Source organism: Flavobacterium panici (assembly GCF_024499525.1).
GTDB lineage: Bacteria > Bacteroidota > Bacteroidia > Flavobacteriales > Flavobacteriaceae > Flavobacterium > Flavobacterium panici.
The window spans coordinates 5,817,873-5,832,396 of the sequence record NZ_CP100437.1 but is presented as its reverse complement, the minus strand read 5'-3'; the positions used below and the strand labels follow the sequence as shown (position 1 = coordinate 5,832,396).

General features: G+C 35.1%; 11 protein-coding genes and 2 tRNA genes. 8 read left to right on the top strand and 5 right to left on the bottom strand.

Annotated features, from left to right (window positions below; all coding sequences use genetic code 11):
* Positions 1 to 6: 6 nt before the first annotated feature.
* From NLJ00_RS24430 to NLJ00_RS24410, 5 genes are all read left to right on the top strand, one after another.
* On the top strand, positions 7 to 1,605 hold the full coding sequence (locus NLJ00_RS24430; protein ID WP_256635748.1) for a RagB/SusD family nutrient uptake outer membrane protein: 1,599 nt from the start codon (positions 7 to 9) through the stop codon (positions 1,603 to 1,605).
* Between the two features lie 17 nt (positions 1,606 to 1,622).
* A complete protein-coding gene (locus tag NLJ00_RS24425; RefSeq protein ID WP_256635747.1) occupies positions 1,623 to 2,681 on the top strand; it encodes a hypothetical protein in 1,059 nt (352 codons plus the stop codon).
* A gap of 90 nt (positions 2,682 to 2,771) precedes the next feature.
* Positions 2,772 to 4,004, top strand: coding sequence for a glycoside hydrolase family 27 protein (locus NLJ00_RS24420; RefSeq protein WP_256635746.1), 1,233 nt, complete (start codon positions 2,772 to 2,774; stop codon positions 4,002 to 4,004).
* 25 nt (positions 4,005 to 4,029) lie between these two features.
* The gene (locus tag NLJ00_RS24415; RefSeq protein WP_256635745.1) at positions 4,030 to 4,995 is read left to right on the top strand and encodes a glycoside hydrolase family 5 protein; all 966 of its coding nucleotides are present in this window, start codon (positions 4,030 to 4,032) and stop codon (positions 4,993 to 4,995) included.
* A gap of 593 nt (positions 4,996 to 5,588) precedes the next feature.
* Positions 5,589 to 6,680 carry an outer membrane beta-barrel protein gene (locus NLJ00_RS24410; RefSeq protein ID WP_256635744.1) on the top strand — a complete coding sequence of 364 codons (1,092 nt, stop codon included), beginning with the start codon at positions 5,589 to 5,591 and terminating at the stop codon, positions 6,678 to 6,680.
* A gap of 410 nt (positions 6,681 to 7,090) precedes the next feature.
* On the opposite strand, the gene NLJ00_RS24405 is transcribed toward NLJ00_RS24410, so the two are convergent.
* The 5 genes from NLJ00_RS24405 to NLJ00_RS24385 form a co-directional block, all read right to left on the bottom strand.
* Positions 7,091 to 7,996, bottom strand: a complete 906-nt coding sequence (locus tag NLJ00_RS24405) for an N-acetylmuramoyl-L-alanine amidase (RefSeq protein ID WP_053473845.1) — start codon at positions 7,994 to 7,996, stop codon at positions 7,091 to 7,093.
* A 33-nt stretch (positions 7,997 to 8,029) separates the two neighbouring features.
* Entirely contained in the window at positions 8,030 to 8,584 is a 555-nt protein-coding gene (locus NLJ00_RS24400; RefSeq protein ID WP_053473846.1) for a hypothetical protein, read from the bottom strand.
* A gap of 42 nt (positions 8,585 to 8,626) precedes the next feature.
* A complete protein-coding gene (rimO, locus tag NLJ00_RS24395; RefSeq protein WP_053473847.1) occupies positions 8,627 to 9,937 on the bottom strand; it encodes a 30S ribosomal protein S12 methylthiotransferase RimO in 1,311 nt (436 codons plus the stop codon).
* 163 nt (positions 9,938 to 10,100) lie between these two features.
* Positions 10,101 to 11,621, bottom strand: coding sequence for an OmpP1/FadL family transporter (locus tag NLJ00_RS24390; protein WP_256635743.1), 1,521 nt, complete (start codon positions 11,619 to 11,621; stop codon positions 10,101 to 10,103).
* 50 nt (positions 11,622 to 11,671) lie between these two features.
* Positions 11,672 to 12,667, bottom strand: coding sequence for a hypothetical protein (locus tag NLJ00_RS24385; RefSeq protein WP_256635742.1), 996 nt, complete (start codon positions 12,665 to 12,667; stop codon positions 11,672 to 11,674).
* 101 nt (positions 12,668 to 12,768) lie between these two features.
* Between NLJ00_RS24385 and proS the strand changes: the two genes are divergently transcribed.
* From proS to NLJ00_RS24370, 3 genes are all read left to right on the top strand, one after another.
* Positions 12,769 to 14,247, top strand: coding sequence for a proline--tRNA ligase (gene proS, locus NLJ00_RS24380; RefSeq protein ID WP_256635741.1), 1,479 nt, complete (start codon positions 12,769 to 12,771; stop codon positions 14,245 to 14,247).
* Positions 14,248 to 14,325: 78 nt separating this feature from the next.
* Positions 14,326 to 14,397 (top strand) — tRNA-Glu (locus NLJ00_RS24375).
* Between the two features lie 42 nt (positions 14,398 to 14,439).
* Positions 14,440 to 14,511, top strand: a tRNA-Glu gene (locus NLJ00_RS24370).
* Positions 14,512 to 14,524: the final 13 nt, after the last annotated feature.

Sequence of the window (14,524 nt, the reverse complement as noted above, 5' to 3'; positions counted from 1 at the left end):
ATTAATATGAAAAATATAATAAAAAGAGGTGGTGCCGTAGCTTTGACACTACTGATGTTAATATCTTCTTCTTGCTCTCAGGACTTTTTAGATGTGCCTGCAGAAGGAGTGCCAACAATAGGAAACTATTACGATTCTGATGTAAAACTGGACAATGCAAGTAACGGACTTTACGGCATTGTTTGGTTTAATATGAACAAGGAAGGCTTTTATGGTATTACAGATGTTATATCTGGTAATATGTATGCAGGACCTTATAACGAGTTTGGTAAATTCACAGATTTAAGTTTTACAAATTCACAGTCTTTTATTGGAGATTCATGGAGATCTTGTTTTGGGGCTGTTGCAAATTGTAACACCTATATAGGTTTACTGCCTCAAAGTGTTGGGCCGGATGTAAGCAGTGAAGCGTTAAACAATGCTTTAGGTGAAATGCACTTTATCAGAGCTTTTTCATATTTCTTTTTGGTAAGATTATGGGGAAATGTACCTATTATTGAAAACAATGCCGATTATTCTAAGAATTTTGTGATTCCAAGTAATCCTGTAGCAGATGTTTATACGTTTATAGAGAACGATTTAAAATTTGCCATTGCTAATTTAAGATCTAAAAACAGAGGATCTGACTATGCCTCAAATGCACACGTTTCAAGCGGTTCTGCAAAAGCACTATTGGCAAAAGTATATTTATATCAAAAGAAATATGAATTGGCAAGAGCTTTGGCTCAGGAAGTAATCAACAGCGGAGAATTTAAATTATTAGGCGGAGATGAACTTCCAACTAAATCTTTTGCTGACTTATGGCTTCAAAAAAATAATAATAATGAAGAGTCTATCTTTTCATGGCAATGGACTGGTGCAGGAACGTACTTTGAAGGAAACTTTTCAAACACATTATTTGCTCCGGAGAACAGATTGGTTGAAACTTCCTATTCAGGACAAATTGCACCGTCTCAGGATTTAATTCATAATGTTTATGAGCCGGGCGATAAAAGAAGAGCAGAAACATTCATGCTTCCTGGAGATTATTATCCAAACTTAACATATGCACAAACACTTGCAGTAGATTCTCCAAAACTTTTAGGATATACTTTTGAAGAAGAAAACGAAGCTCAGAATTCTGGAGCTGGTTTGAAAAAATATGTAATCGGAAAAGAAAATTTACCAATAACAGGACCATTCAACGCACCATTTAACGGAGAAAGCAGTATGAATAGTTATATGATGCGTTATGCTGAATTATTATTGATTCATGCCGAGGCTATTTTAGGTTCGCAAACCGGAAGCACTTCAGATCCTGCAGCCTTAAAATCATTTAATGCAGTTCGTAAAAGAGCGGGTCTGCCAATAAAAGCGTCTATTTCATTTGATGATATCTTTAAAGAAAGACGTGCAGAATTAGCTTGCGAAGGAGATTATTATTTTGATTTAGGACGTTTGCCATTTGCAAAAGCAAAAGCAATTTTAGAAGCTCAAAACAGAGGAGATAAAGAAACGCCAAAACACATTACAATTTCGGCAACAAATCTTTTACTGCCTTATCCGGCAGATGATTTAATTAAAAATCCAAAATTAACAGAAGTAGCACCGTATACTTTTAAATAATTTTTAAAAATAAAAATATGAAAAATATAAAAATTGTTTCGTTAGCAGCATGCATGGCATGGATGTTATCTTTAATGCTTTTTACTTCATGCTCAAGTGATGACAGCAGTGCTGAGGCTTCTACTGGTGCGCCTGTAATAGAATCTGTTATGCCTTCAGGTTATAATGCAGATGGAACCCTTAAACCTTTAACTCCGGTAACATTAGTAGATCCAAAAAACTATTATGTAATTCACGGAAAAGGATTGCTTACCACAAAAAAAGTATACTTTAATGACTTCGATACTTATTTCAGACCAACGTTTGTAACCGATACAGATATCATTATATTGGTAGATGAAGATACGCCTTATGCGAATGCTTCTAATCAGTTAAAAGTGGTTACAGATAGAGGAACTGTTGTTTATAATTTGACAGTTGCGCCTCCGGTACCTACATTTAGTGGTTTTAATTCTATCAATTGTGCAGAGGGTGATCAGGTAATAATAAAAGGTAAATATTTCTTAAATCCTGTAGTTACTTTGGCAGAAACAGCAACACAGCCTGCAGTTCCTGTTACCGTAGTATCTTCAACTTTAGAGCAAATCGTAGTTAAAATCCCGGCAAATGCAAATCACAGATATCTTTCTGTAGCCAATATATCTGGAGCAGCCGTATCAAAAGAAGCGATAGGAACAGCCTTGTATGATGATATGTTATATGGTATGCAATGGGGAGGCCCGTGGGCAGGCAAAGGAGTTAATTTTGCTTATGACAAAGATTCTTATCAGGGCGAAAAATCATGGCAGTGGGAATTTGGTCAATGGGATGGAGGAAACTGGGGCTTCAATGTCGATTTAACTCCATACAAAGCATTGCGTATCGCTATAAAAGGAACAAAAACCGGACGCGTTAATTTTAGTGTAAACGGCGGTGTAAATTATGTTTTACCTGTTACAAGCACATGGGTTTATCTGGAAATTCCTTTTAGCGATTTAGGAAACCCGACAAGTCTTACAATGCTTACATTCCAGGAATCAAATAATGATGGAGGTAATACGGTATTATTTGATGATATAGGATTCGTATTAAAATAAATAAAATTGCTTTTTTGAGTTAGTTTAAGATATTCCCTAATTGAAAAGTTAGGGAATATCTTTTTATAATGTCTTTTTAAATTTTATAAAATGAAGAAAATTATTTTAGGATTAGCTTTATGTGCTTCAATTTTCGGCTTCAGCCAAGGGAATACACATACACAGGCAGCAGGAAAATTTGAAGGTTTAGCCATGACGCCGCCAATGGGATGGAATTCGTGGAATACTTTTGCAACCAATATTGATGAAAAGTTAGTAAAAGAAACAGCAGATATAATGGTTTCATCAGGATTAGCGGCAGCGGGTTACAATTATATTGTATTAGACGACGGCTGGATGACCAGAGAACGCGATGCAAATGGAGATTTAGTTCCTGATCCCGTTAAATTTCCAAGCGGAATGAAAGCGCTGATTGATTACGTACACAGCAAAGGCTTAAAATTTGGCTTGTACAATTGTGCGGGAACGCAAACCTGCGCAGGATATCCGGGAACGCGCGGCTACGAATATCAGGATGCCCGTTTTTATGCTAAATTAGGAATCGACTTTTTAAAATACGATTGGTGTAACACGAAAGGAATAACTGCTCCAGAAGCATATACAACAATGAGCAGCGCATTAAAAACTGCCGGAAGACCAATTGTTTTCAGTCTTTGCGAATGGGGAGACAATCAGCCGTGGGAGTGGGGAAAACCTGTTGGAAATCTTTGGAGAATTTCCGGAGATATTTATCCTTGTTTTGACTGCGAATTTAAACATCCTGAAAATTGGTCGTCTTGGGGATTTATGAAAATAGCCGAAATGCGAAAAGACATTCGTAAATATTCCGGTCCAGATCATTGGAATGATTTTGATATGATGGAAGTTGGAAACGAAATGAACGATACCGAAGATAAATCGCATTTTGCTATGTGGTGTATGTTATCATCGCCATTATTTACTGGAAATGATTATAGAAAAATGTCTAAAGAAACATTGGCTATTTTAACCAATAAAGAATTAATCGCTGTAAATCAGGATAAATTAGGAATTCAGGGTTTCAAACATTCTGCAGAAGATGGTTTAGAAGTTTGGGTTAAACCTCTTTCAGATGGAAATTGGGCCGTTACTTTTTTAAACAGAAGTGAGGCTACTAAAAAAATTAATTTCGATTGGAAAAAGAATGCAATAAAAGATGTAGATTTCGGCTATGAAGCTGATTTTAATAAAACTACATTCAAATTAAAGAATCTTTGGACAAATAAAGATTCAGGAAATACGAAAAAGAATTTTACAGCAGAATTAGCTTCACATGATTGCATAACATTAAAATTGTCTCTTTAAAATTGTCTCTTTAAAATTTAAATTTATGATGAGGTTTAAAAAATCAACTACGATTTTATTCTTATTAGTATGCTGCTTAGCACAAGCGCAATTTGTGAAAAAACATGGTCAATTAAGTCTTCAGGGAACTCAGTTAGTAGATAAAAACAATGAACCCATTGTTTTGCGAGGATTAAGTTTCGGGTGGCATAGTATGTGGCCGAGATTTTATAACGAAAAAGCTGTAAGCTGGCTTAAAAAGGATTTCAACTGCAATGTCGTACGTGCCGCAATGGGAATCGAACTCGGAGATTACTCCTATACTAATGATCCTCAGTTTTCAAAAGAAAAAATAGAAGCCGTAATTAATGGTGCTATAAAATCTGATATCTATGTAATTATCGATTGGCACAGTCATAATGTTAATTTAAAACAAGCAAAAGCATTTTTTGCAGAAATGTCCCAAAAGTACTCCAAGTACCCTAACATTATATATGAGATATTTAACGAACCCGATTATGAAACCTGGTGGGAAGTAAAAACCTATGCTGAAGAAGTAATACAGGTAATTAGAGAAAATGACCCAAACAATATTATATTAGTAGGATCGCCGCATTGGGATCAGGATGTTGACCTTCCGGCAGAAGATCCAATTTTAGGATACAATAATATAATGTATACCATGCATTTTTATGCCGCAACGCACGGCAAGGAATTAAGAGACCGAACAGATCAGGCATTAAAAAGAGGTACTCCTATTTTTATCTCTGAATCTGCCGGGATGGAGGCTTCTGGCGACGGACCTTTAAATGTAAAAGCATGGCAGGAATATATTGACTGGATGGAATCAAAAAAGTTAAGCTGGATAACATGGTCAGTTTCAGATAAAGATGAAACTTGTTCCATTTTACAAAAAACAGCAAAATCTGATGGAAAGTGGAAAGATGAAGATTTAAAAGAATCCGGAATTAAGGTTCGGGAATTTTTAAGAAAATATAATACGCAAGAATAAAAAAACTCTTTTATATAATAAGGAAGCCTGTTCAAATTTGAACAGGCTTTTTTATTTTATGAACCATTTTTTGAGCCTTGAATTACATCTTCAATAGTTGTTTTTAGCGATTTGTTTTTGTAGGAATTTTTCATTAAGCTTTGATGTTGTTGGTTTTTGGAAGATTAATGTCTTTATTTTTAGTTTTATGTTTTGTTTTTAAACATACCCCTAAAAAAATATGGGGTAATACTTTTTAAAAGTATTTTTAAGATGATTTTAAGTCTTTTTTTGGTGTGTTAATTTAGTTTAACCCTTGTTTTTTGGTTTAAAACATCAAAAATGTGTTGTTGAATTTTCAAAAACAAAACGCTATAAATGTCAAATAACGATTATTGGCAGTTTAATTTTTGTAATCCATAATTCTTCGCTATAAAAGCCAAAAAAGTACTTTCCAATTATTCTACTCATACAAAAGTTAATAAATTCGCTAATGAAAATGAAGAGGTTTTAGGGGGAGATTCAAGGTTTTAAAAAATGACTTATACTATTAAATAGATATATAAACGATTAACTAACCAAAATCAAATTAATAACTAAAAACCAATTAACACATGAAAAAAGTATTTTACATTTTAACTGCCACTTTAACGAGTTCTTTTGCTTTTGCACAAGAGGATGAAAAAGCAACTTCACCAGCAACTACATGGGGAGGGTCTGCGGACGCTTACTATAAATATGATTTTTCTAAACAAATGAACGGATTAACGAGCTTTACCAACTCTCAGGATTCGTTTGAATTAGGAATGGCTTCGATTGAAGCTAGTCATACTTTCGGAAAAGCTTCTGTTTTTGTAGACTTAGGTTTCGGAAAAAGAGCAGGAGAGTTCTCATACAATGAAACAACAGATAAAGATATAAACGCTAAATTTTTAATTAAACAATTATATTTCACTTACCAAATTACTGAAGAATTTAAAGTTGTTGCCGGTAGCTTTGGTACACATATAGGTTATGAAGTATTAGATGCCGTAGACAATAAAAACTACAGTATGTCTTATGCTTTCTCTTATGGACCATTTTTTAATACTGGGGTTAAAGCACAATATACAGCTGGTAAATTCACTGCTATGTTTGGTATAACTAACCCAACAGATTTTAAATCGGCAATGGATGCTGGTTCTACTCAAAAAACGTATATCGGACAAGTAGGTTTTGTGGGTGATACAGGAAGTGCTTATTTAAACTTTACATCTGGAAGTACAAATCCAATTCCTGGAAGTACAATACCAGTATCAAACGAAAATAAAACTCAGTTCGATTTGACTGCTTCTAAAACAATAAGCGACAGTTTCGGACTTGGATTTAATGCAACTTACGCTAAAACGAAACATGATTTCGATAGTACTTTAGATGGTGAGTGGTTCTCATTAGTAGGATATGCAAATTATTCATTCAGCCCATCTTTGCTTTTAGCATACAGAGTTGAATATTTTGATGCAAAAGATGCTGCTCCAAGTTTAGGAACATTAACTGGATCTAATGTATTTGCAAACACAGTTTCATTAAACTATAAAGTTGGAAAACTAACAATAATTCCTGAGTTAAGATACGATGCTGCTTCTGAAGATATTTTCTTAGACAGCGATGCTGCTCCAACTGGAGGATCATTCTTCGCTTTGCTTGCTACAACATACTCTTTCTAGAGATAAAGATTGATATTTTTTTTTTTTTTGGAGCTGTCGAAACATACTAATGTTTTGGCAGCTTTTTTATTTGTTTTTTTGCCACAGATTAAAAGGATTAAAAGGATTTTTTTCTGCCACGAATTTCACTAATTTTCACGAATTAAATTTTGCTTAACTTTTAGATCATTACACAAAGTATCGTTAATGAAATTTCTTAACAGAAACCTTGAAATTCATTTCTTGCAAACAGTTTACACCACAAATAATTAGTGAAAATTCGTGAAATTCGTGGCAAAAAAAACATCAACCCAAAGAGTAAAAAATCTTTTTAATCTTTTTAATCTGTGGCAAAACTTAAATTACCAGCATAAAAAAAGCGCATTTCTAAACCTTTAGAAATGCACTTTTTATGTCTTTTAAAAAACTATTTATTGCAGTTGTTTTTTGTATATAGAATATATCGTGTCAATTGTTTTGCGGTCAAGCGTTGCAGTTGCATCTGTTTGGATATAGTGCAATTTAAAAGCCTGAATGGCTGCAGAAAGATTCTTAGTGTTATAACCAATAATTCTCAAGGCAGGTTCGATTTTAAAGTCGAACGGCGCTTCTTCTAGAACTTCATCCGGCCAGATTCCAAAACCTTTTTCTGCTAATGTTTTCCACGGAAATAAAGCACTAGGATCTTGTTTTCTTCCCGGAGCAATATCAGCATGACCTAAAAAGTTTTGAGTCGGAATATTGTAATCCTTTTTAAGTTTTGTCAATAATGCCACTAAACTGTTGATTTGTGCTTCAGTAAAAGGTTTGAAACCATTATTGTCTAATTCAATTCCTATAGAAGAAGAATTTAAATCAGTATTTTTTCCCCAGGTTGATGCTCCCGCATGCCAAGCTCTTAAATAATCGTTCAGCATTTGAACCACTTTTCCATTCTCAGAAATCACATAATGAGCGCTAACCTGAGTTTTGGTTTTAGTAAAAGTGTTTATAGTCTGCTGAACAGAATCCTGAGCAGTATGATGAATGATAACAAAACTTGGTTTTCTTAAGTTGAAGTTTACAGTTCCAATCCATTCTGTGCTAATTCCGTTTAATAAGGCAGTTGAACCTGTTTTAGACAATGTATCTTTTATAATACCTAATTGAGAAGCATAAGTAGTGTCAATAATCAACGGACTTACCGGAGGAATTGTTTGTGCTTCTTTGCTTGTAATTTGATTCTCTAAGGTCTTTAATTGCTGGTCATAAGCTTTTTCAGTATGCTTATATGGATTTGTTGAGCAAGAAGTAATGATAATTGCTAAAAACAAATAACAAAAATGTTTTTTTGCCATGGTTGGTTACATTTTATAATAGAATTAGAACAATTATTCCTGAACTTTTTCAGCTGGTTTTTCTTCTTCCTTATTATCTTTTGAATCTTTATCTTTTTTCTTTTTTGATTTTGACTTTTTAATTTCTTTAAAGTCAGCCATAAAGTTTTTGTACTTCTCGATTTGATCAGGATTTAAAAAAGCAGTTATTTTTTTGTCCATGCTTTCTTTTAGAGCTTTTAGCTGCTCCATTTTCTCGTCCTGGCTGCTGCTTTCATTTTTTATAAGAATTCCTTGTTCTCTCAAACTTTCAGAAAAAACATTTGTAATCGCAATTACCTGGAGTTCATCAAGATTTACAACAGGTTTCATTTGTTCAACGATCTTACCGGCAGTTTCCTCAACAGGTATTTCTTTAGGTTTGCTGGTATTGCCTTGCGGACCTCCCATCATGCTTCTGTCCATGCCCATTCCGCCGCCTCTTCCGTAGCCGCCTCCACCATAGCCATTGCCGTAACCATTACCATATCCGTTTCCGTATTGAGCCGAAGCAAAATTGAAACAGAATAATGTAAAAACTAATAGAATTAAGTTTTGAGTAGCTTTCATAAAGTTGTTTTGTCTAAGGTTAGCACTAGTTTTACGGTAAATTTAAGCAGGTTCTCCGTATAAATCAAATTCTGTTGCTTCAATTATCTTGATATTAACAAATTCGCCTGTTTTTACGTAATGTTTAGACGCATCTATTAAAACTTCGTTATCAACATCCGGACTGTCAAACTCCGTTCTTCCCACAAAATGAGCACCTTCTTTTCTGTCAATAATACATCTAAAAACTTGTCCAACTTTCTCTTGGTTCAAATCCCATGAAATCTGCGATTGTAATTCCATGATTTCATTTGCTCTTGCTTGTTTTACATCATCCGGAACATTATCCTCTAATAAATAAGCATGTGTATTTTCTTCATGAGAATAAGCAAAACAGCCCATTCTGTCAAACTTCATTTCCTGAACAAAATCTTTTAAGATTTCGAAATCTTCCTGCGTTTCACCAGGATATCCAACAATTAAAGTAGTTCTAATTGCCATTCCGGGAACAGCAGCACGGAAATCTTTTAATAATTGTGTTGTTTTAGCCTGAGTTGTACCGCGACGCATCGATTTCAAAATTGAATCTGAAATATGCTGCAACGGAATATCAATATAATTACAAATCTTAGGTTCTCGCTTCATTAATTCCAAAACATCCATTGGGAAACCAGTAGGATAAGCATAATGCAAACGAATCCACTCAATTCCTTCAACAGCTGCTAAAGCTTCTAACAATTCTGCCAGATTTCTCTTTTTATAAAGATCTAAACCGTAATACGTTAAATCCTGAGCAATTAGTATTAATTCTTTAACGCCATTTTTAGCTAAACCTTGTGCTTCCTTAACTAATTTTTCAATTGGCTGCGAAACGTGAGAACCACGCATCAACGGAATTGCACAAAAACTGCAAGGTCTGTCGCATCCTTCAGCTATTTTTAAGTAAGCATAGTTTTTAGGAGTCGTAGTCAATCTTTCTCCTAATAATTCATGTTTATAATCAGCTCCTAAAGCTTTCAATAATTGAGGTAATTCAGTAGTACCAAAATATTGATCAACATTTGGGATTTCTTTTTCTAAATCAGGTCTGTAACGCTCAGATAAACATCCGGTTACAAAAACTTTATCAACTAATCCTTTGTCTTTTTTGTCTGCATATTCCAAAATCATGTTTACTGATTCCGCTTTCGCATTATCAATAAAGCCACAAGTGTTAATTACAATAATGTTTCCTTCATCCTTAGTAGCCTCATGAGTTACTTCTTTTCCGTTTGCACGAAGCTGACCCATAAGTACTTCACTATCATATACATTTTTTGAACACCCAAGAGTGATTACGTTAATTTTGTTCTTTTTTAAAGACTTGGTTCTCATACTTTTATAAATTGGAGTGCAAAATTACACTTTTTTATTCAAACACCGCTTGTTTCGGTTTCTTTTAGGTGTTTTTTATGAAGGGCTTTTTGATATTTTGTGTCAAAAAAAATCCGCCAAGTAAAAACCTGACGGAAATTTCCATTCATCTATTTAATTTTAATTACAATTCAAATAATAAAGTCAAAGAAACATTATTCAGTGTTGAGGTAATGTTTGCTCCATCAGTAAATCCTTGAGAAAAGAACCCTTGGTTAGATTTTCTTTCCGCATAAGCATAAGCTAAGTCTAATTTAGTTGCTCCAAAGTTATACCCTAAACCTGCAGAAAAGCTGTTCAGGTCTCCCACTGTTGTTCCGTTTTTATAAGGACTTCCTTCAAAACGATATCCTCCTCTAAGGCTTAATTGTTTTATTTTAAATTCGGCACCAACTCTTAATTCGCCATTAGTGGTTAATTCATCGCTTATGTAGCCATTTGTAGTTCTAAAATCTGGATCATTTGTTGGTTTGAATTTTGCATTACTGTAGTCTTTGATAGAGTAGTCAACACTAATTAAACCTGATTTACCAAATATGTAGGCTCCACTAAAAGTAAATTTCCCTGGAGTTTGTAAAGTGTAAGGTTCGTAAACGTTTATTGTATTAGGATTTAAATTATAAAAATTCTGTACCCCGCCTGTAGCCTCTGTGGTAGTATAAACGCTTTGAGATAATTCATCATATAATTCGTACCAAGTATTTGATTCGTATGCTAATCCAAGTCTAAAAGCTTCAGTAACCTTAGCGATTGCTCCTAGTTGAAAAGAGAATCCATTACCATAAGTGTATAATTCATTGTTGAATGTTACATCAGAAATAGTTGGTGTTCCGGTAAGGGGAGCATTGTTGAACTCATAAAAACTACTTGATCTTCTGTAATCAGTCACATGTACATTTAAGTTTGCACCGAAATAAATACGATCATTATATGATGTTGCAATGTTGAAGCTTACTTTACTATTGTAGCCTCTTTCGTAAATATTATTTTCCTGATAATAACTTTGCCCAGGTTGTAATCCTGGTACATTACTTGTGTACTGCGTGTTTTCGTCGTCATTCGGATTTACAGGTAGTATAATTTTTCCATTAACTCCAAATCCGGTTTGCTGTTCATAGTAAAATTGATCAGCGTATGGAATTTTCGTTGCATCACCTAAAGCAGTTCCATTTGCATAGGATAAGAAATAATTAGCTATAGAATTATTAGGGTTTCTTCCCGCAGAAAAAGTATTGTTGTTAAAATTATTTGTGTTTTCATAGCTGGCTCCAATTGCAATTTTATTCCATCCTTTATTGTTAGGGTTTCTGTCTTTGAAAACAAAAACTCCGCCAGCCTGATTTAGTATGAAAGAATTGTCTTTGTCTTGGGTTTCCCCATCGTTAAAATATTTCGAGCCATTATTAATGTTTTGATTACTCAATGTAATTCCAACTTGATTGTTGTTGAAAATTGCAGATCCCGCCGGATTCACTGTTGTAGCAGATAAATCACCGCCCACAGCTCCAAAAGCACCACTCATTGCTCTAAATCTTGCAGTTCCGGTTATGTTATCTTGTGAATATCGTAAAGCATCAGAAACATCCTGAGAATGTGAGACGCTGACAGTTAGTCCTGTAATTAAAAGGAATAATATTTTTTTCATTTGGGTAGATTTTTAAATATATAAACTAGATGTGGAAAAGGAGGAAAATGTTACCTTCTTCCACCTCCGCCTCCGCCGTATGATCTTCCGCCGCCACCGCCGCCAGATGATCTCATGCTTCCGCCACCGCCACTGTTCATTGAGCGTGATGGGCTAGGAGAGTAGGTTCTCGAAGTGCTTCCGTTGTTACCATTGCTGTAACTTCTTGTGTTAGTAGTTGTGCCAGATCTTCTGTTAGAATAATCGTAGCTGTTACTTTGACCTTGAGAATAACTTCTTCTGTTTGTAAATGTTGGACTGCCAGAATTATAAGTTCTTCCGTTTACAGCAGAGCTTCTTCTGTAATCAGAATAACCGTTAGATCTGTTAGTGTAGTTTCTGTTTGTTGTATAGCTTCCTCTGTTAGTATAGTTTCTGCTGTTTACAAAGTTTCTGTTTGTAGCATAACTTCTGTTTGAAGCATAGTTTCTGCCTCCGTAGTAAGCTGCAGATCCTCTTCTTCCGTAGCTGTAAGAGTAGTTACCGTAGTAACCGCCGCCCCAGTATCCAGGATAGCCCCATCCAGGTCCCCAATATCCAGGGTATCCCCAAGCGTAACCAGGATATCCCCAGTAGCCGCCCCAATAACCGCCATATCCCCATCCGTATCCGTAATAAGGGTATCCCCATCCAAATCCGAATGACCATGTTGGGTCAGAGTAAACGTTTACTGAAACATCAGAATTACTGCTTCCCCAAGCCGGATAAGAAGCTACAGCAGCTGTTTGTGTACTGTCGCTTTCAGAATAATTACCATAATTGTCTACATCTGTAAAAATTTCTGTAGGCTGGTTGTCGTCTTGCAGAGACTTGAAGTAGTCTTTATATTGATTGTTTGTGTTTGTGGTATTTGTTTGAGCATATCTGTTGGTAGAATTACCATATACTCCATCATTATCATTATATGAAGTGTTTTGGTAAGAACCACAGGATACTGCTAGAAAACTCAGTAATCCAATTAAGTAAAAAGAACTTGAGTTTTGGCGGAGAGTAATATAAGTTTTCATATCTGTGGTGTTTTTTATTGTTGCACATTACAAAAATAGTTAGTTTTGTCAAACTATTTAGTTAAAATTATTAAAACAAAATTTGTGCCAAACTATATAATATGAGTAAGAACCTTACTACGCGATCAGAAGATTATTCTAAATGGTATAATGAGCTGGTTGTCAAAGCAGATTTAGCTGAAAATTCAGGAGTTAGAGGGTGTATGGTGATCAAACCGTACGGATATGCAATTTGGGAAAAAATGCAGGCAGAGTTAGATAGAATGTTTAAAGAAACAGGACATCAAAATGCTTACTTTCCTTTATTTGTTCCTAAAAGCATGTTTGAAGCTGAGGAGAAGAATGCAGAAGGATTTGCAAAAGAGTGTGCTGTTGTAACACACTATAGATTAAAGAATGATCCGGATAAACCAGGGAAATTAATAGTTGACCCTAATGCAAAATTAGAAGAAGAACTTATTGTTCGTCCTACGAGTGAGGCAATTATCTGGTCTACATATAAAGGATGGGTTCAGTCTTATAGAGATTTACCTTTATTAATTAACCAATGGGCAAATGTGGTTCGTTGGGAAATGCGTACGCGTTTGTTTTTAAGAACTGCTGAATTTTTATGGCAGGAAGGACATACGGCTCATGCTACAAAAGCAGAAGCAATAGAAGAATCTGAGAAAATGATGAATGTATATGCTGATTTTGCAGAAAACTTCATGGCGATTCCGGTTATAAAAGGTTTTAAAACCGAAACAGAACGTTTTGCCGGTGCAGATGAAACGTATTGTATTGAGGCATTAATGCAGGACGGGAAGGCGTTACAGGCTGGAACTTCTCACTTTTTAGGTCAGAACTTTGCAAAAGCTTTTGATGTAAAATTTGCTAACTCAGAAGGAAAACAAGAATATGTTTGGGGAACTTCTTGGGGAGTTTCTACCCGTTTAATGGGAGCTTTAGTAATGACACATTCTGATGATCAGGGATTGGTGCTTCCTCCAAACTTAGCACCGATACAAGTTGTGATTGTTCCTATTCATAAAACAGATGAACAGCTGGCTGAAATTACGACAGCGGTTAATGAATTGACTGCTAAATTGAGAAAACTGAAGATTTCAGTTAAATATGATGACAGAACAACGCAAAAACCAGGATTCAAATTTGCTGAATGGGAATTAAAAGGTGTTCCTGTTAGAATTGCTGTTGGACCAAAAGATCTGCAAAACGGAACTTTTGAGGTGGCGAGACGTGATACATTGACAAAAGAAGTTGTTTCTGGAGACGGAATCGTAAATTATATTAATGACTTGTTAGAGCAAATTCAAACGGATTTATTTAACAAAGCATTAGACTATCGTAATACACATATTACGGAAGTGAATAATTTTGAGGAATTTAAAGAAATTTTAGAAGGTAAAGGCGGCTTTGTTTCGGCTCATTGGGACGGAACTGCAGCAACCGAAGAAAAAATAAAAGATTTGACAAAAGCGACGATTCGCTGCATCCCTTTAGATGCTGTAGAAGAGGCGGGAACCTGTGTGTTTACTGGGAATCCTTCTTCAAAAAGAGTGCTTTTTGCTAAGGCTTATTAAAAATTTTTAATTTTTTTTACATCAGGTATTGTACATCTTAAAAATAGTTGTATTTTTGCATCCGCATTAGAGAAACACGGTCCGTTCGTCTATCGGTTAGGACGCCAGGTTTTCATCCTGGTAAGGGGGGTTCGATTCCCCCACGGACTACTTTTTTTTTCTGCAAAATAAGTTATTATACTTGATGTTAATGGTCCGTTCGTCTATCGGTTAGGACGCCAGGTTTTCATCCTGGTAAGGGGGGTTCGATTCCCCCACGGACTACAATTTCAATTTT